Source organism: Blautia sp. AF32-4BH, from assembly GCF_003460565.1.
GTDB classification, from domain to species: Bacteria; Bacillota; Clostridia; order Lachnospirales; family Lachnospiraceae; genus Fusicatenibacter; species Fusicatenibacter saccharivorans.
Window position 1 is genome coordinate 27,855 of the sequence record NZ_QTVL01000020.1, and the last position, 19,588, is coordinate 47,442.

The following is a 19,588-nucleotide window of genomic DNA, read 5'->3' on the forward strand; positions in this document are numbered from 1 at the left end:
TATTCCTGCAGGTTTTACATAAGAAGATGGATTCCGGTCAGCAAAGGCAGCTCCCACAATGCCTTTTGGATATCCGCTTCTGCAAGTTGTAGTAAGTAATTGCTTCCCATCAAAATCATGGGGAAAGCGAACTGGTCTGAAAGACCGCCAGTTAGTGTGATGATGATAAGGAGATTTTGAAACTGATGACAGACAGAGATTATGCAATTAAATCAATGAAAGAAATTACCTTCCAGATGGCAAGTCATGCACAGGATTATCTGGAAGTTACAATCGAAAGACATTATACTGATATTAAAGAATTGATGACAAGCTATCAGAAATTGATTTTGGAAAATCAGATTGTGTTAGAAGAACTGGATATGGAATGCCAGGAGAAAATCAATGAAGATATGGCATATGCATTGAGTTATCTGAGCATTTATAACAACCAGCTGAATGTGCCAAAGATGCACCGGGAGATGAATAATCTGATGATTATTTATGGATTGTCGGACATGATCTATCGGGGAATGACTTTGGTGAAGTTCTATGCACCGAATGGTGTGATGCTCAGTGAAATCCTTCATTCCTGTTTTTGCAGTCATTATAATAAGACAGATGTGGAAGTACAACAGGAGTTAGGAATAGGCAGGACTTCTTTTTATAAAATGAAGAAGCAGGCACTTGGGTATTTAGGATTTTATTTTTATGAGATCGTGGTACCGCAGGCAAAGGATAAAAGATTTAAACCGTCACTGGGCGTTGAGGAAGAGTAGGTGAATAATATGAGATACGAAGATTCAATGAAAGGTGTAGCTGCTCAGATAATCAAAGAACAGCAGCGAGTCAGTAAAATTAAAAACAATCCAGAAGAGTTCCATTGGCATGACGAATATGCAACGTTGAATTTCTTTCGGTTTATCTGCAAAAATATCGGTAACTTGGGAAATGGAGAAATTGAGAAAATGGTCACACGCTTGAAAAGCATAGATCAGAAAGCAGTGGAAAACCATGTGAATGGTGCTGTTTGGGCATTTGATTATGATAAGATGTTCTGTGTATTGATGGAAAATGAAATTTGCCGAAAGGTGTGTGAAAAGAATAAATATAATAGTTGGATGAAACTGATTGGAAATTATTGTTTTCAAGTGGTGTAGGATAAAATAGTGGCTTGTGAAAAGCTGATTTTGATGTTAAGATGAAATTGGGATAGGAGACATTTAGGAACCTATCCTGACATAGCAAAGAATGGAGGCGAGAATGGACGTGGCGAAAGAAGAAATCGTGAAAACAGAAGAATTGGAAACACGTTACGAAAGATACAAGGGTATCTTAAAAGACCTTACCATCATGAGCGATGTGTTTATGCGGAATGTATTCAAGAAACGGGAATGTACAGAATATGTTCTGCAGGTAATTATGAATAAAAAGGATCTGAAAGTGATTGATCAAGTTCTGCAGAAAGACTATAAGAATTTGCAGGGGCGTTCAGCTATTCTGGACTGTGTTGCCAGAGATTCTGAAGGCAAGCAGATGGATGTAGAAATCCAACAGGACAACGAAGGGGCATCTCCCAAAAGAGCAAGGTATCATAGTGGTCTGATGGATATGAACACATTAAATCCAGGACAGGATTTTGATGACCTTCCGGAAAGCTACGTGATTTTTATCACCAGAGACGATGCACTTGGATACGGACTTCCGATTTATCATATAGACAGGAAAATCGAAGAAGTCAGTGAGAATTTTAAGGATGAAGCTCATATTATCTATGTAAATTCTAAGAAACAAGAGGATACAGAATTAGGCAGACTGATGCATGATCTTCACTGTAAGAATGCAGAAGATATGCACAGTAAGATACTTGCTGACAGAGTATACGAATTGAAGGAAACACAGAAAGGGGTGGAATTCATGTGCCGTGAGATGGAACAGATTTACAGTGAAGGTATTGAAAGCGGTGAAATGCAAAAAGCAAAAGAGACAACGATTGCCCTTGCAGAGATGGGTTTACCTGCTGACAAGATTGCTAAAGCCGTTAAGATTGGCGTCGATGTCGTACAGAAATGGATTGATGAGAGCATGAGTGTTGCACATTAACAAATACTGAATTTCAAAGAAGCTGCCAGAAGATATGATTTTCTGGCAGCTTCTTTTTAAGAAATTGGAACACAAAGAAAAAGTGCTTTCTCAGAATTGATGTGAATAGAAATTAGGAAGCAAAACAATGCGAAGAGATTGTTCACTCGTGCAACTGGAAGACATGTTGGATAGAAATTTATTTATAAGAATTAGTAAGAGCGGCATTGTAAATTTAATGAATGTTGATTCTTATAAAAAAGGAACAATAAATATAAATGGATAAGAAATAAATGTTGCAAGAAGAAGACGTAAAGATTTCGAAATCGCATTCCAAAGATATGATCTTGAATTTAGAGGGGAATAAATGGAAATAGGAATATTATATTTATAGTAGTAAATAAAGCTTTTAATGATTAAGCTTAATGGCATAATCGACATAATCTAAGAACATTGCAGTAATTACTCATGTAAATGTCGTAAAGCTAATATATAATTTAGTCACTCGATAACAAAGTCGAGAATATACATAAGGAGGAAATGCCATGAATCCTAGTATTTCACCAATGGGAAACGGATGTAAATTATGTGCAGGATGTACAGGGTGTATGTTCTGTGGACCATCCGCAATTGCTGCAGCGGGTGCAGCAGGTTTTGTTGGATTTTTCTGAGTAATAAATCATAACAAGCAGAAGACTGGAAGTGAGATTTTACCGCTAGATAGTAATAATTCTCACTTCCTGTTCTTTCTATAAAATAATTACAGATGATAATAGAAATAAGATTGATTATATTGTAGGTTAAACAACAATAAGGAGAAGGTATGTATCTGAGATTAATTAACGTAAAAGCAATAGAAAGACAAAGAGATTCTTATATTCTTGTAATAAATAACCGTTATGAAAAGATGGGTGAATCATTGTATCGCATTAACAAAGATGCTTTAGAAATTATACGTAACCTAAATGGGACAAAAACATTTGATGATCTAGTTGACATGATGATCAGTTGTCATTTAGAGAAGAAAGAACAGGCTAAGTATAAATTAAATAATTTTTTGAATGAATTGGAGAAAAATCCAGGAATTTCTGTGGAGTATTTAAAAAAAACAAATCCAATAGAAATACCAATACTTGGAAATGGAAAAACACAGTATCCATCAGCTATTTCTGTAGAAATTACACATAGGTGTAATGCAAAGTGTTTGCACTGTTATGGAGAATATTGTGCAACGAATGCATTTAAAGATAATACAGAGGAAATAAAGAAGTTACTTAAGGATGCACGTAAAGCAGGGACAAGAGTAGTAGAATTTACAGGTGGAGAAGTCACGTGTCATCCGAGGTTTTTAGAAATCCTGAATGAAGCGTATAATCTTGACTATTCATTAGTAAGTATACTATCGAATGGTTTATTTTGGAATAAAGAATTGTTCGCACTGATTGCAGAACATAAGGAGCAGACAGTTGTACAAATCGATTTACACGGAGATAATGATGATTATATAAATTGGTTTATGGGAACACAAATACCCAATATTACTCACCGTGTTAAAGACACAATTATGAGAATTAATAATTCAGGAATACTGATGAGAGTTGTTACAATGGTAACACCGCAAAACATTGACCAAATTGAAAATATTGCAGGATGGGTAAAAGAAGCAGGTATCGAAACTTATGGTATATCAGCAATTACTCCTATGGGAAGAGCTGATTTAGAGGATAAAAATAATTTGCTTTTAAAGACATTAGAACAACATGAAAGGGTTGGTAAAGTAATAGAAAACATTAATACCCGATATGGAAAAGGGTTTTTATATAAAATTAAAGACGGAAATAGCAACGCAAAGAATTGTGGAGCATTTACATCGAATCCTTCAATAACGCCAGAGGGAGAAATCAAATTTTGTGCAATGGATAACCAGACAGTGATTAAATCTTTGGGAAATGTATTTAAAGAGGATATCGGACAGTTGTTTTCAAATAATTATCAATTAATGAATATGATTCGTGGTATACAAGCTCCAGATTATACAAGTAAAGAATGCTCAGGGTGTGAAAAAAAGTACTTTTGTAGTTATTGCATAATACGTGGGTTAGTAGCTGCTAAAGAAAAAGGCTTTGAAAATTGTGCATGGTATTCCCAATATATACCAAATGAGTTTAGGAGGCTGTTAATATAATGACAAATATTATTTCTATTTACAATCTTTCAAAAGCGTTTGATGGTAAGAAATTATTTCAAAATTTTAATTTTACTGTCAAGAAAAATTCTGTCCATGCCTTGATAGGAGCAAATGGAGCAGGAAAAACTACACTATTGCGTTTACTCACCGGATTATACGAACCAGATGAAGGAAAAATATCTGTATCGGGTAAACATGCAATGTTGCTTGAGAATGATTATTTATATGAGGATAAAACAGGTTTGGAGAACTTGAAAATCTTTGGGTTGTATTTTGGATACTACGTAAAGGACTATAAGAAATATAGTGATTCATTAAATATTACAGAACATTTATTGAAACGTGTTAGTACGTATTCAAAAGGAATGAAAAGAAAATTGTCAATTCTAATCGTTATACTAATCAACAGTGAGATTATTTACCTTGATGAGCCAACATCAGGGGTAGATCCGTTGTCTCGTGTTGAAATAAGAAAGATTATCCAGAAACTAAAGGAAGAAGGAAAAACAATATTGATTACATCTCATGATTTAAGTGAAATTGAGAAAAGTGCAGATTATGTCACTATGATTGAAAATGGTAAGGTTGTTTTCAATGAGGATATAGATAACATAAAAGGGACAACACTGGAAGAGTTATTTATAAAAGAAGGTGGAGATTATGAATAATATTAAAAAAGCTGTTTTTTATATTATATTTAAGAGTAAATCTACAATTTTTAATATGTTAGGAGTAGGAGTGCTTGGGACACTGATGTTGGTTGTATTTCAACAGGATCAATTTTATTCAAAAGGAACAGATTATCTTATTTTAGTTTTTTTTGTAGTTCTTTTAGGATGTACTCTTCTTCAGGCAAATTCTATAATAATAGATTTGACAGTGAAAGATAAAATGAGTAAACGGATGGAGTTTTTTTTAGCATCAGGGATTGATTTAAAGTTTATTATTAAGGCCTACACAATACAAATTTTAAAAGCATCAATTATAATTCCTTTTATTATATTTGTATTAGGTTATTATCTCATAGATTTTAAAATTTCATTTTTTGGTATTATAGCCTTTTTTATATCGACAGTAATAATGAGTTACACTGAAGTTCTATTTTTCAATACAATTACATTTTCTGTAGAAAAATATAAGTTATTTAAAAATATAGTCTTTTTTGGAAATTTTTTTCTGATTTATATTAGTGCTATGTGTGCGAATGAAATTGTTGAATTTGTATCAGGTTTAAATATTAGTATGTATATTTTTATTATTATTCTGAATATAATTGGTGCGACAATTTTAGCTGTTATTTCTTTCAGAAAGATTTCTAAATTAGACAATGAAAGTGTTGTAAGGAGTGTTGGACAATGGATTTGACTATTATTAGGATTCATGTGAAAAAAATTTTAACAGGTAATTTTGTTTTTATGAGTCTAGTAGCAATTATTTTTGGTATATTAACCTTATTTAGTAAAGGGCAGGAAAAAATAATTGGCTCATATACTTATATTGATATGCTTTGGAAGGGGTATATTTTTTTATATATTATATTTGCCTGTGAATTAAGTAAAGATTTACTACAAATGGAAAAAATCACAAGAAGAATAGAGTGGTTGATTGCAAATGGGACTAGGCTTCAATCTATCCTTATTAATCATACAGTTTCTTTGTGGATATCAACTCTCTTACTTCTTATGCCACTGTTAGGTATTACTATATACAAAATAGGATCACCTGATGTTGCCCAAATACTTGATTTCTTTACATTTACCTTATTAAGCAGTATAATTATTAATGCAGTTATTTTGGTTATAAGAGATATGAATAAATATAAGGGAATTTCTTTGCGTATATCAGTATTTTATTTTTTTATTTTAATTATTGAGAGTATGTTTTATTCCTGGAGCAATAATTTTATTTTAACTGTTATAATAAAGTATGTAATAAGTTTGTGTGTTAGTGTATTTGTTCTGCGAATGGCCACTAAAGAGAGAATTGTAATGGCATACTACTAGATACGGTAAATGATGTTTCAGTGATGTGGGTGAAAAAGAGTATGAAGAGTAAGTACAGCATATATATTCTGCTCCATATAGCTATAATTGTTATGTGGAGTTTTTTTTATAAATTTAATTTGATTACAAATGATGCTGTAGAGATAAATGCATTATCTATGATATTGTTAGTTTGTTTTATTAGTGCATTATATGTATATATTATGACATCACAAAAAAAAACAGATATAGTGGATAGTATTGATTATACAGTTCCTATATTATTCTGTAGTTCCATGATACATAGAACAGGTATTATAATTTTTGAAATCGCATTTGTATTATTTTTATTGTATAAGGCAAGGAATTTATTAGCCAGGAAAAGATATAAGGAAGAAATAACTGTTCTTATTTCTTATTTTTTGGGATTGCTTTTTTACATTAATCGGTTTGTCCTTTTTTCTTCGTTTATGATAGTATTGGGCATGGCGGTAGATATTTTTGTTAAGTATAAATGGATAAATTTCAAATATGTACATATACTTCCGACTTCTGCAAAGAAGTCAAAATATATTTTAACCTTATGGATACCACTAGTAGTATATATATCTTATATTTTTGATTGGGATTCATTTTGCCTTAATATGATTTTCCAGGTTTTTATGCTATTGTTTGAAATATTAACTATGATACATATAGAGGATAGGCAAGAATTTTATAGAGAAATAAGTTCCTTTTTTTTCTTAACAAAGTATATAAATACTGAAAGAGAGAATTTTTCAAGAATACTTCACGATGATATTGTCCAGGATATCAGAGCATCTTACAATTTATTAGCATTAGAACAACCGGATATTGTGCTATCGAAAAAGGTTTTATTAAATCTGGAAGATCGTGCAAGGAAAATGATGAATTTTTATTCGGCAAATATTTTTCTGGAATATGGTGCCTATATTAATTTAGAAAATATGTTAAATTCTATACAAGCCATATATCCAAATAAGAAAGTTCAATTAAAAATTGATATAAATGAAAAAGCAGAAAAATATCTAAAAAATAAAGTGCATTTAGAAATGCTGTTACAGATTAGTAAGGAATTGATTAACAATATTTTTAAGCATTCCAATGCGACTTATATCAAATACGAAATAAAATTGGACGAAAATATGGTGTTAATAATTAACTGCAAGAGTGATGGGGCGAGTGCAATAGATTATGAAAATATTTTCAAGTCTAAAGGTGGTGTGCTACTTTTGAGGGTGCTTGTAGAGGCAAACAATGGGAAATTGACATATAATTATTCAAATGGCATTTTATGGTCTAGTGTCGAGCTGGAGGTAGATTAGTGAAAATTTTACTATTTGATGATCATAGATTATTTGGAGAGAGTTTAAAGAAATTACTGATAGAGAGTCAATTTGTATCACTTTGCTACTATGTTGAAAGGGAGAATGATTTTTTCCGTACGTTTCGAGAAAAAGAATTTGATATTATTCTATTGGACATAAATTTAAAGAATAGTTCTGAAAAGAATGGATTTGAAATATTGGCAGATATATTATCAATTAATCCAGATTCAAAAGTAGTTATACTTTCTTCGTATGATATGCCTATATACAAAAAGATGGCATTTGACAAAGGAGCTGCGGATTTTATAAATAAGTCTGTTTCTATGGAGGAATTAGTAGAAAGATTAAAGAGAGTTCTTTGTAATAAAACATATTATAATAAAATTCCAGATATTGAGGTATTAACAGAGAGGGAAATTGAAATATTACGAGCAATTTGTAAGGGGGATATAAAGAAGAAAATAGCAAAGAATCTTTTTATAAGTGAACGTACATTATATAACCATATTCAAAATATTTATGATAAACTTGAAGTATCTAATACAGTTGAAGCTTATAACAAAGCAATAAAGCTAGGATATATTGAGCCATTAATGTAATCTGTTCCGAATTTAAGTATTTTTTACTTTTTTTGATAGAATTGTAGGCAGATAATTAACTATAAATGAGCAAGTTCGTGATTTTGCATAAAAGAGAGACACCTTGATTCCGTGTGTTGTATAATGAAAGTACCTAAACAAACATTTGCAACATTTACGAAAGAAGGTGTCTCTCGCAAATACTATGCATCATTCTACATTCATATACAACCAGCTTAAGAAATTAAACTTATACAAATTTTATTCCAATCGAGTGATAAATCATCTTATGAGCATTCTGATCAGCATATTTCTTTTAGGATACCATGGGAAAACCACGGACTTTGCTAAAAACAGTTCCTGTCACAGGACTACGATCGCACATTTCCTTAATTCAGGAAAATGGGATGATTCCTCACTTTCAGATACGTTAAAACGTTCTGTTATAGAGATTATTTATTCAGAAGCAGCTCGCACCGGAAAGCCTTTTTTCTGTATTGTAGATGATACGACAGCTTCAAAAACAAAGCCTTCGTCACAGGCTCTGCATCCAATTGAAGACGCGTACTTTCACCAATCCCATTTAAAGGGGAAACAGGATTACGGACACCAGGCAGTTGCTGTTATGCTTTCCTGCTGGTATACTTCTGAAAAAATAATCAACACTTTCGCAGCCGGAGGATTTCATACCATAGGTGCACTGAAAACAAACCGGATGCTTTATCCATTTGGATTCAAAAAGAAACTTAATGAGTTTGCTGCTTTTTTAACGTCCACACGTTCCAATTTTCGCCTTGTGACAGTGAAAAAACAAAAATATTACGTGTATCGTTATGAGGGAAAACTCAACGGTATTGAAAATGCCGTAGTTCTTTTAAGTTATCCGGAAAAAGCATTTGGAAATCCAAAAGCACTGCGTGCTTTTCTCAGTACAGACGTTTCATTATCATTGGACGAAACACTGTCTTATTATGTCTGCCGGTGACCGATAGAGGTATTTTTTCGCCAGTGTAAGAATAAACTGGCACTGGACAGCTATCAGATACGTTCTGCACAGGGAGTCCGAAGATACTGGCTTCTTATGTCAATGGCACATTTTATGTGTGTGACAGGGACTGGTGAATTCTGTTCTTTTGAAAAAGGCTACCACCGGATTGGAAGCATTATTCAGACAGAAAAGTATCAGTATCTCTTCCAACTTGCAAAAGGAAGTAATGATTTTAAGGCATTTATGAAGTTAGCAGGATAATTTTGTGCAATTTTTCAAATTTGCTCATTTATAGTATATTTCTTAACTTCCTGTAAAATTAACTCTCGTTCCAAATAAATGGCTTATTTATGCGGTTTGTGCGTGTTATATCGTTAACGACACGAGAATTAATTAACTCTCGAGAGTTAACTTATAAAACAGTCACAAATCCATTATTATAAGGTTCTCGTACAGTCGAGAGTTAATTCATCAGGAAGTTAACAATATTATACACAGGATCTGTTAATGTACATATCAGGATAACTGCTTCTGGATTTAAGCTCGAGATGTTCATGGAAAGTTTGTATTAAGAGGGCCTCTGAAAATGAGGTCCTCGATATTTTTATCAGAGTATTATAATTGAAAAATAGTAACGAATTTATGAAGTATCTCTGATTGTGCAGATTATGTACCAGAAGTTTGGGCTGGGATTACTGCTTGCAAGAAAGGGAAAAGACTGGTATCGGATAGGATTAGTATTAAAGAAAAGTTCTTTTATTCGATAAAGTTTTCTACGGACAGAGGATATGCGACGAGCCTTGGTATGAATATATATCTATGGAAAGAGGATATTGAAGACGGAGCGTCGGTGATGACAGTCGAATACAGACCTGTAGAATATGGAAAGGATTATGATGTTGTCAATAATCCTGATATATTTGAACTCTATATAGATGGAAAAGAAGTAAAAGAATAGCAGGGTGAACTTTTAACACCGAAATATGTACGATTTCTGTTATGACATGAACTTATGGGAACGTATTGAGGATACTTTGTGAACTTTATCCTGATACAATGATTATGCTGATGAAAGAGGGCATAGATAACTGAATACAAGAAAGAGACAGAAGCCTCAGTAGTTAAGAAAAACTACTGGGGCTTTTTTTCGTGCCTGAATTTATCAGCCAATAACTGCGGATGTGTCCCGGCAGGATGAAGGCGGAGCAGGCATGATCCTAAACAAAGGTCCTCCTTCCGAATTTGAAACGAGCAACAAGATTTCAAATTCAGGAGGAACGGATATGTATATTGAACACCCATATTTTTACGAAGGAAAGTATTACGCAAATATTGATGGAGAAATGATCGAGATTACAAAAGAAGTTGCGTATGCGATGAATAATTTTTACAGAAGCAGCAAGGCAAAAAAAGTTGAGATTAAGAATGAACTGGGTGAGGTTGTGGATAAGATGCTGAGAGAAGTACCTTACAGCGGTCAGTCCATTGATGGAGAAGGCTTCATGATTGAGGATTTTCCAGATCTGAACTGTGATGTGGAGCACTGTGTACTGACAAAAATGGAACAGCAGGATATTCACACAGTGATCAATCAACTGAACTCAGAGGAACGCATGATTATTTATGGTATTTTCTTTGAAAACAAGACACAGACACAGATGGCGGAGATTATGGGGATTTCCAGACAGATGCTGTCATACAAGTTGAAATCCACTCTTAATAAGATGCGTGAAATGTATATGAATAAATTTTTTTAAAAAATTTTTCAAAATCTTTTGCATCTGCCAAAGTCATTTGACTTTAGTAATTAGAGGAAGTTAAAGGACTTCCTAAAATGAACCATGATAACTGAATATCCAATAATAACTGACGTGACATTTCATGCAAAGAGCACGAGGAAGATGCCGCTATAGGATTATAAGACAAAACAAAGATTTTTAGTTCAGTCCGTAATGCTGCGAAAAAGCACTGACCGAAGCCAGCTGGCAGGCTGGTGATGCGATGATATGTATGAGATGCGATACACTTGCAGATCCTGAGAAGTCTGTAACTGGTAAACCTATGAACTGCTGGAGCCTGGAAACGAGAGTTTCCGGGTTGTGGTCCGGAGTATGCATCCGGGCAGGTTATTATTCCCTTCCTGCATATGCGGGAGTAACGATTCGGGGTATCGAGGATAAATAGAATCGAGCGAGCACTGTTTAATAATCAAATTGGCTATAGAGGTTATGCGGCAGAGCTTTCCGTCTTGGAAAGGAACTCTGCCGTATTCCTGTGGAGCTAATATAGCGCTATGAATGCTTTACAAATAAAAAAGGATTGGAGAGATGACAAGTGACGATTCGAAGAGGAGATATCTTATGGGCGGATCTCGGTATGTTCCCGACAACTTCGGTTCAGGGTGGAGTAAGACCGGTGATCGTAGTAAGTAACAACAAAGCTAATACATACAGTTCAGTCATTACAGTAGTTCCGCTGACGTCAAGAATATATAAGAAGCGGTATTTGCCAACACATGTATTTATCAGCAAATATGATATGACGGGAATCCGAAAAGGAAGCCTGGCACTGGCTGAACAGGTTATGAGCATTTCTACGAAATGTATTATTGAGAAATGCGGAAGAGTGAACAAGTGGAGCCTGGATCGGGTACTGAAAGCAGTACAGATTCAGATGGGAATGGAAGGAGAAGGGCATGACGGCAGAGGAATATAGAAACTATCTGGAGCAGGATTTCAGTGATGTAGATATCAATGAAATGACTGATCTACGGATGATAAAAGCAGACAGAAATAAATCGCTTCAGGAACGGAGAGATATTTTTCTGAATAAAGTAGGAAATCCATATTTGGTCCGGATCGGCAATATGAAAGTAAAAGTCAGATTTGCCAATAACGGTATATCTATGGAGCAGGCATTTGAGAATATGCTTCTGAGTGTCTGAAAAAGTACTGGCAAGATTGAGGGGACTGTGTTAGAATGTCGGTAAGGACAGATTATGCAGCCCCCTTTTATTACATGGATTTTCTGACGTAATAAAAGGAGGTAAGATATGTATCAGAATATCAATAAAATCTATCATGCCGCCATCTATGTCAGATTATCTAAAGAAGATGGCGATATTTCCAGTTCAGCAAAACTGGAAAGTAACAGCATTTCTAACCAGAAAGCTTTGATTCTGGATTTCCTGAAAGACAAAAAAGATATAGAAGTTGTTTCAGTCCGAGTTGATGATGGCTACTCAGGCTCTAATTTTGAGCGCCCAGCATTCCAGGCAATGCTGGAAGATATCCGGCGTGGGATTGTAGACTGCGTAGTGGTAAAAGATTTATCACGATTTGGAAGGGAATATATTGATTCTGGGAAGTATATCGAGAGATTATTCCCGGCTCTTGGTGTGCGTTTTATTGCCATCAATGACAATTATGACAGTCTCAAGGGAAAGAATCAGGCAGACGAAATTATTATCCCATTTAAGAATTTAATCAATGATGCTTATTGCCGTGACATTTCTATTAAGATCAGGAGTAATCTTGAGATTAAGAGGAAAAAAGGCGAATGCGTGACTCCGTTTGTAGCTTTTGGATACAGGAAGGCAAAGACAGATAAGCATAAATTAGAGATTGATCCATCTGCAGGCAGTGTAGTACAGGATATTTTTAAGATGAAGCTGCAGGGAATGAGTCAGGATGCGATTGCTAATCGTTTAAATGAACTGGGTATTCTTTCCCCATTTGAGTATAAAATCAGCAGTGGCAGTCATTATGAAACAGGCTTCCGGCAGAAAGAACAGGCACTTTGGAGTTCCGTTACCGTCCGCAGGATACTGGAAAACGAGGTTTATATCGGAAACCTTGTGCAGGGAAAAAGGACGACACCGAACCATAAAGTGAAGCAGACTTATGTGAAACCGGAAGATGACTGGATCCGGATTGAGAAAAATCATGAGCCATTGGTGAGTGACCGTGATTTTGAAATTGTTCAGAGACTTCTGGGCATGGATACACGTACTTCGCCTGACCAAAAGCAAGTATATCTGTTGTCCGGAATTGCTGTATGTGCGGATTGTGGTGCACCTATGACAAGAAAGGTTTCTACTGTGGCAGGGAAAAAATATGCTTATTATCTATGTTCCGCAAATAAAGAAACAAAACGCTGTTCTAGTCATAGAATACCGGAAAAGGATCTGGAAGATGCCGTACTGGTGATGCTGAAACAGCATATCCAGAATATCCTGCACCTGAAAAGAGTCCTGGAATTTGTTGGTACTGTGCCATTTCAGGAGATCAATATGAAGAAGCTGCAGGACAGGCTGGAGAAGAAAAAACAGGAGACAGAACGTTGTAAGGAGTTACGGATGATGCTCTATTCGGATATGAAAGAGGGCATTGTATCAAAAGAAGACTATGTAGAGCTTCATGCAGCCTATGGAAAGAGGCTTAGAAATGCGGAAGAGAGTATCCGTGCAATCCAGAAAGAAATGGATAGTGAGCTGGAAAAAGCAGACAATGCCAATACCTGGCTGGATTATTTTGTGAAATATCAGGATATTGAAGAACTGTCCCGCACAGTGGTGGTAGAACTGATCAGGCAAATCAGAGTATATGATAAAAAGAATATAGAGATCACTTTTGATTTTGATGATTGTTATCAGACATTGCTGAATCAATTACCTGCTATGGGAGTTGATATGGTAATAGATGATGATAACAATCTGCAGGTCAATGTAAAGGAGGTTGTATAAAATGGCACGAAAGAGCAGGAAAAACATTCCGGAAGTAGTCAGCAGTGCAACCGTCCAGACAGAGGTGAGCAGACCGTTCCGGGCAGGATTGTATGCCAGAATTTCAATGGAAACAGAAGAAACCTTAGAAAGAGGAACGATAGAAACCCAGGTGGAACTGATGAAAAACTTTGTGGCAGATACGGAAGACATCGCAGTTGCAGAAATATATAAGGATTCTGATTATTCTGGTACAAATTTCGACCGTCCTGGTTTTACGCAGATGATGGAAGATATCAAGCATGGAAAAATTAACTGTGTGATTGTAAAGGATCTATCCAGACTTGGAAGGAATTATGTAGAGACAAGTAATTATATTGAGCGTGTATTTCCGTTTTTTCATGTGCGGTTTCTTGCTGTGACGGATGACTTTGATTCTTTCCGTGAGGGAGTGGATCTGACAGTTCCCTTAAAAAATATCATCAATGAGTTTTATTCCAAAGACCTTGCAAAAAAGAGCAGCAGTGCCAAAAAAGCCCTGTGGAAAGAAGGAAAATTTACTGGTGCATGGGAACCTTATGGATACAGGAAATCAGAACAGGACAGACACCAGCTGGTAGTTGACGAGGAGGCTGCCGGACATTTACGAGAAATTTTTACTATGTATATGGATGGATGCAGCTACAGCGATATTGCAAAAAGACTGAATACAGATGGTATCCTTTCCCCGACTTTGCAGAGGGAATATTATAAAACAGGCGAAAAGCCTTCACCGGAATCCAAACCTTGGAATAATTATGAAGTGAAACGTGTACTTCAGGATGTCCATTGTACCGGAGATTCTGTATATGGAAAATATCAGCAGAGTGTTTTTCAAGGAAACAAGCAGAGAAATCTACCGGAGAGTGAGTGGCTCTATGCTGAGAATACCCACGAAGGAATTATTGATAAAGAACTGTTCCGGCAGGTACAGGAAAAAATCCGGGAATTTACGGAAGCATACAAAAAGAAGCATCAGCTGAATAATGGAGCCATTCGGAATCATAATTTCTATACCGGCAAGATCAGGTGTGGGGGTTGTGGGAACCGCATGGTGTTGTCCAGAGAAAAAACAGGGACATTTTATTATATCTGTGGTGCAGATGCGAACCATAAATCCGGAGGAAATCAGTGTAAGGGGCACAGAGTCAAAAAAGAATACGTGGATGAAGACGTCCTTCGCCTGATCCAGTCACATATGAAAGCCGTATTGGATACAGAGAAACTGATCCGTGAAATGAATTCTGCTTCCAGAAACCAGACACAGTATTTGCTTCTGGATAAGGAAGTGGGGAAACTTCGGCGGGAGTTGAGCAGGATCAGCAAGCGTAAATCTGATTTATATGAGGATTATTCGGAACGTCTGATTACAGAAGAAGAATACATGCAGTTTTCCCGTATCTATTCCAATGAAATAGAAAACATCAAGAACCGCCTGGATGTAGTATTGGCGGCACAGGTACGGTATTCCAAGGATTATCATATCGAGGAAGGATGGGGAAAAGTGATACATACTTATATGTCAAAGCGTAAGCTGACAAAAGAAATGGCAGATGCCTTTGTGGATTCAATTATTATCCATGGTAAGTATGATTATGAGATCAAGCTGGTATATGACGATCAGTTTGCAGATTTACAGAAATTAAAGAAAGAGAAGGAGGCGCAGTCAAGATGACAGATCATAGAAAAACAGCTGTTTACATCCGTTTATCCGCAGAAGATGACAATGTAGATGGCAGAGCTAAAAAAGAGAGCGACAGTGTAACTTCTCAGAGAATTCTGTTAAAATCATTTGTGATTGATCAGCTGGGTGTAGATGAGGCAGATATCCTGGAATATGTGGATGATGGTGTCAGCGGTACTCATTTTAAACGGCAGGGATTTCAACAGCTGCAGGATGACATGAAAAGTGGAGAAATCGGCTGTGTAGTTGTAAAAGACTTTTCCAGATTCGGAAGAGACTATCTGGAAGTTGGATTTTATATTGAATATATTTTTCCACTTCTGCAGATTCGATTTATTTCGATTAATGACAGCTATGACAGTGCAGCAAGCAGCGGAATGACTGGTGGAATGAATGTGGCATTGCAGAATCTGGTATACAATATGTATAGCCTGGATTTGTCCAAGAAAATTTCATCAGCAATGCAGACGAGAACAAAAAATGGTACACGTCTTCCGGTAAATGCCAGATATGGCTATAAAAAAGGAAAAGATGGAAGGCTGGAAGTTGATCCGGAGGCTGCAAAAGTCGTGAAAATGATTTTTCAGATGGCAGCGGAGGGAACAAGTTTTGCAGATATTACAAGGGAATTGAACAGACAGGCGATTGCTACTTGTGATGAGCAGAAATTATCAAGAGGGGATCAGGTGCAGTTCCAGAGGTTTGACACGATCAAAAAGAAACACTGGAGCCCTACGACAGTATCGGCAATCGTCCGGGATGAGATTTATATTGGAACCAGAATCTGGGGCAAAACACGTTGCAGTATGCATACGGGCCATAAAGCAGTTCTGAATGATGAAACAGAATGGGTTCGCCTGGAAAATCATCATACGGCAATTATAGACAGGGAATTGTTTGAAAAAGCAAATGAAATGCATCCGAAAAAGAAGAGAAGTGTTGCAGAATCACGCACCAATTTTACTCTGGAAAGACGTAAAAAACAGCCGGCCTTGCTGATATGTGCCAACTGTGGGCATTCTCTGTTAAAAGAAACAGAGCATCTGCTGAAATGTTCAGATGCCAGAACCAATGGTGATCCTGTGTGCCGAAGTCTGGTGATTCGTAGGGAACCGATGGAGGAGAATATCCTTGGGCTTGTCCGTCAGTATGCAGCGTCAATGTTGAAAAAAGGAAAGAAAGTATCTTCCAAAAGACAATGTGAATACAAAGAGATCAATACTACAGAATTGCAAAAACAGAGCCGACAGTTGACCTCGGAAAAGATGAAACTCTATGATGATTACAAAGATGGTCGTATAGATCGTGATTCGTATAAGCAGAGAGCTGAAAAGATAAGTGTACAGCTGGATGAAATAAAACGAAAGATAGAAGATGCGAAGAATAGTAAAAAGCTTCTTGAACAAAATGAACTTTCTGATAAAATAAAACTAAAAGATTTCTTGGGAATTCAGAAGTTCGATACAGAGAAGCTGCGTGAGGTTATCAAGGTGATCCGTGTTCATAGTCAGGATGAAATTGAAATCGAATGGAATTTTGACGATATTTTTTCAGAACAGAGATAACTTGAGCAGGACAAGAATGACTTATCAAAAGATAATAAAGGTGCTGGGACTACCTGATGGAAGCGTCAGATAGTCTTCGGCAGAAAAAAATAAAATTTTTTTTGTCCTATACTTGACACATCCACATGTATGCCGACACACCTATTGCAGCAATATGGCAAAATCAGGAATGAATCCAAAGACGTTACAGTACCTCATGGGGCATTCGGATATAAGTGTTACAATGAATGTGTACACGCATATCAGTTTTGATGATGCTGAGGAAGAATTGAAACGTATGGAAGAGTTTAGGAAGGCGCAGGCGGAGGTTGAGCAGAAGAAGGAGAAACCGATGTCGCAGAAAGTGTTTAAAGTTGTATAATATGGAAATGGGATGACGCTCTGGTATAGACTGGGGCGTTATTTTTGTGGAAAAAAGTAGGTTCAGAGGATATAATATAATCAGGGTGATTTAGGAAGATGGGAAAAGCGGTTTTGATTTCATATGAAAGGAATGGTTGTGAAATGTATTACGATGAAAAAACAGCGGAGAAGCCAGAAAAATGGCCTGCGAATGCTCGTGAACAGATTTTAGATACATTATGTGAATGTGTAGAAGAATTTAGGAAAAATCCGTCTTATAAGACAAGAGAAGTCCTTTTGTCTTTAACGTGTGAGCATGATTTGAATTTGAATGAGAATTCTGGATTGGTTCGTGTAACCGAGTATGAAGTTGGGATACTGAATTTTCTCTATTTAGTTGGTAATGCATATCAAATATCTTCATTAAAAACATATATATACAATATTATAACGCAGGTAACTAGATTACAGAAAATTACTTCTTGGTTTAATCCTGTGATTAATTGTGATGAAGAAAATACATATCGTGTAATACCATATGAACAGGGGCTTATGTTCCCACTGAGATTGTATCACATAGCGTATCAAAAGTTCACAATAGAAAAGAATAAGTCATTTGCAGAACAATTAATAGAAATTGTAGAGGAAACGTTAAAAAGCTGCCAAACGGAAGAAGAGATTGATACCTTGACTCATTCATATACATCTATGTTACTGGATATTAGTAATATGCATGGAAGTAAAAGAGAAAAGTTATGGGAATTTACAAGAGAAGAATTATACAAATTATTAGCAATAGAAGCAAAACTACTTAGAATGAATAAGCAGCCTGCAAACATTCGACCAGTTAAGGGTGTGCTTATGATGATGATAAGCAATTTCATTTTAAAATCGAGAAATGGGTATAACAATGATTATATTTGTAAATATCTGCCAATAGAAGTTGCAAAGAGTAGTATTAGTAATCATCAAATTTGGATGAAGAAAACAGAGCTGCTTAATGATGAGCGAGAGAAAAAAGTTATTCCAGAATTGTTTGAAGATATGTCATGGATTCATTATGACTGGATAAAAGACATTGATTTTTCTGAGACACGAAACTATTATGTGTCATGTTTCAGTAAGTCAATAAATAATAGCCATATGCAAGACGGTTATGGAGAATGTTTGTATGGATATAAAAATGATAGAATTGTGGACCTGATTGGACCTATTGGATTATATACATTGACAAAAAAGGCTGACGCTGACGCAGATTTGCCAGATACTATGAAAAGACCATATATAGCTCAAGTAATAACATTTGATGTTTTATATGACATTGAAGAAGCAAAGACGGAATTACAATACTTATTTAGCGTTATAGACATGTTTGATTTATCTGACAATAATAAGAAAATGTTTTTACAGGAGATATTGCAATATTGGATTCTTTCTGTTAAAGATAGCAAATGGAAAGCTGAAAGAGAAAGAAGATATGTTATTTTTTTATATGACGATTATGAATATATTGAAACAGAATTGGATGATACATTCTTGAAAGTTAAAACATCACTTTTTATTACGCCTGATTTTATTATAGGGAAAAATCCTAGCAAATGGGAAATAATGCGACAACTTGCGGCAAAAAGAAAAGCATTGTTTAGTAAAGAATATCTGTTTTGTGAAAATTGTTTAATGCAAGATCATGATGTGGCAATACATGAGAAACCAGAAAAATGTCCGATATGTGGTTCTAAAAATATAAGGATGATATATCACGAGAATGCTTAGTAGTAAGAAGCTTCATTTTACTACCAATTTTACTACTAACAGGTAGTAGCAACGTGTTCAATCTTACTCTGATTTGCCACAATCTGTAATTTCAGAGCATTTAATAAAACACCCGAAAACCCTAGCAAAGCAGGGCGTTTCAGGGCAAAACAAGGAGAAATAAAACAATGATTAAAGTACTTTTTATTTGCCACGGCAGGATTTTCTGTTCAGAATGAAAAGTCTCAAATCGTCTTAAATACTTCTATAAATAGCATTTCTTGTGTAAGTGCAAAATAATTCGACGGATTGTGTTGCCCTAAAAAATATCCCATAA

At 35.5% G+C, this 19,588-nt stretch carries 19 protein-coding genes and 1 pseudogene; all 20 read left to right on the forward strand.

The genetic code is table 11. From position 1 onward, the window contains the following. Positions 1 to 185: 185 nt before the first annotated feature. The 20 genes and pseudogenes from DWZ44_RS16570 (at position 186) to DWZ44_RS16665 (ending at position 19,272) form a co-directional block, all read left to right on the forward strand. The gene (locus tag DWZ44_RS16570) at positions 186 to 758 is read left to right on the forward strand and encodes a hypothetical protein (RefSeq protein ID WP_008688147.1); all 573 of its coding nucleotides are present in this window, start codon (positions 186 to 188) and stop codon (positions 756 to 758) included. Between the two features lie 9 nt (positions 759 to 767). Beyond that, entirely contained in the window at positions 768 to 1,139 is a 372-nt protein-coding gene (locus DWZ44_RS16575) for a hypothetical protein (RefSeq protein WP_044921552.1), read from the forward strand. Between the two features lie 103 nt (positions 1,140 to 1,242). Next, the gene (locus tag DWZ44_RS16580; RefSeq protein ID WP_015529876.1) at positions 1,243 to 2,082 is read left to right on the forward strand and encodes a PD-(D/E)XK nuclease family transposase; all 840 of its coding nucleotides are present in this window, start codon (positions 1,243 to 1,245) and stop codon (positions 2,080 to 2,082) included. Positions 2,083 to 2,209: 127 nt separating this feature from the next. Continuing rightward, positions 2,210 to 2,347, forward strand: coding sequence for a LytTR family transcriptional regulator DNA-binding domain-containing protein (locus tag DWZ44_RS19590; RefSeq protein WP_015529878.1), 138 nt, complete (start codon positions 2,210 to 2,212; stop codon positions 2,345 to 2,347). 537 nt (positions 2,348 to 2,884) lie between these two features. Next, on the forward strand, positions 2,885 to 4,246 hold the full coding sequence (locus tag DWZ44_RS16590) for a radical SAM protein (protein ID WP_055039881.1): 1,362 nt from the start codon (positions 2,885 to 2,887) through the stop codon (positions 4,244 to 4,246). Further along, positions 4,246 to 4,917 carry an ABC transporter ATP-binding protein gene (locus tag DWZ44_RS16595; protein WP_015529880.1) on the forward strand — a complete coding sequence of 224 codons (672 nt, stop codon included), beginning with the start codon at positions 4,246 to 4,248 and terminating at the stop codon, positions 4,915 to 4,917. The genes DWZ44_RS16590 and DWZ44_RS16595 overlap by 1 nt, the downstream gene beginning before the upstream one ends. Further along, the gene (locus tag DWZ44_RS16600; RefSeq protein ID WP_117805356.1) at positions 4,910 to 5,614 is read left to right on the forward strand and encodes a hypothetical protein; all 705 of its coding nucleotides are present in this window, start codon (positions 4,910 to 4,912) and stop codon (positions 5,612 to 5,614) included. Before DWZ44_RS16595 ends, DWZ44_RS16600 begins: the two co-directional genes overlap by 8 nt. Further along, the gene (locus tag DWZ44_RS16605) at positions 5,605 to 6,252 is read left to right on the forward strand and encodes a hypothetical protein (RefSeq protein WP_015529882.1); all 648 of its coding nucleotides are present in this window, start codon (positions 5,605 to 5,607) and stop codon (positions 6,250 to 6,252) included. The genes DWZ44_RS16600 and DWZ44_RS16605 overlap by 10 nt, the downstream gene beginning before the upstream one ends. 41 nt (positions 6,253 to 6,293) lie before the next feature. Next, entirely contained in the window at positions 6,294 to 7,577 is a 1,284-nt protein-coding gene (locus tag DWZ44_RS16610; protein ID WP_055039880.1) for a hypothetical protein, read from the forward strand. Continuing rightward, positions 7,577 to 8,179: a response regulator transcription factor gene (locus DWZ44_RS16615; protein WP_055039879.1), complete on the forward strand. Its 603-nt coding sequence runs from the start codon at positions 7,577 to 7,579 to the stop codon at positions 8,177 to 8,179. Before DWZ44_RS16610 ends, DWZ44_RS16615 begins: the two co-directional genes overlap by 1 nt. Positions 8,180 to 8,447: 268 nt before the next feature. Continuing rightward, positions 8,448 to 9,143 (forward strand): transposase, encoded by a 696-nt coding sequence (locus DWZ44_RS16620; protein WP_015529886.1) that lies wholly within the window; start codon positions 8,448 to 8,450, stop codon positions 9,141 to 9,143. A gap of 808 nt (positions 9,144 to 9,951) precedes the next feature. Continuing rightward, on the forward strand, positions 9,952 to 10,104 hold the full coding sequence (locus DWZ44_RS18510) for a hypothetical protein (protein WP_015529888.1): 153 nt from the start codon (positions 9,952 to 9,954) through the stop codon (positions 10,102 to 10,104). A 325-nt stretch (positions 10,105 to 10,429) separates the two neighbouring features. After that, entirely contained in the window at positions 10,430 to 10,903 is a 474-nt protein-coding gene (locus DWZ44_RS16625; protein ID WP_172677211.1) for a sigma factor-like helix-turn-helix DNA-binding protein, read from the forward strand. A gap of 577 nt (positions 10,904 to 11,480) precedes the next feature. Continuing rightward, on the forward strand, positions 11,481 to 11,861 hold the full coding sequence (locus tag DWZ44_RS16635) for a type II toxin-antitoxin system PemK/MazF family toxin (RefSeq protein WP_015568867.1): 381 nt from the start codon (positions 11,481 to 11,483) through the stop codon (positions 11,859 to 11,861). Further along, positions 11,842 to 12,090, forward strand: a complete 249-nt coding sequence (locus tag DWZ44_RS16640; protein ID WP_015568866.1) for a DUF6870 family protein — start codon at positions 11,842 to 11,844, stop codon at positions 12,088 to 12,090. Before DWZ44_RS16635 ends, DWZ44_RS16640 begins: the two co-directional genes overlap by 20 nt. A 108-nt stretch (positions 12,091 to 12,198) precedes the next feature. After that, positions 12,199 to 13,890 (forward strand): recombinase family protein, encoded by a 1,692-nt coding sequence (locus tag DWZ44_RS16645; protein WP_074108843.1) that lies wholly within the window; start codon positions 12,199 to 12,201, stop codon positions 13,888 to 13,890. Between the two features lies 1 nt (position 13,891). Then, a complete protein-coding gene (locus tag DWZ44_RS16650) occupies positions 13,892 to 15,583 on the forward strand; it encodes a recombinase family protein (RefSeq protein ID WP_012744258.1) in 1,692 nt (563 codons plus the stop codon). Then, entirely contained in the window at positions 15,580 to 17,157 is a 1,578-nt protein-coding gene (locus tag DWZ44_RS16655) for a recombinase family protein (RefSeq protein WP_012744257.1), read from the forward strand. Before DWZ44_RS16650 ends, DWZ44_RS16655 begins: the two co-directional genes overlap by 4 nt. A gap of 121 nt (positions 17,158 to 17,278) precedes the next feature. Beyond that, positions 17,279 to 17,518 (forward strand): annotated as a pseudogene (locus DWZ44_RS16660) (tyrosine-type recombinase/integrase); the annotation flags it as partial. A 98-nt stretch (positions 17,519 to 17,616) separates the two neighbouring features. After that, on the forward strand, positions 17,617 to 19,272 hold the full coding sequence (locus DWZ44_RS16665; RefSeq protein WP_117805357.1) for a hypothetical protein: 1,656 nt from the start codon (positions 17,617 to 17,619) through the stop codon (positions 19,270 to 19,272). Positions 19,273 to 19,588 lie beyond the last annotated feature (316 nt).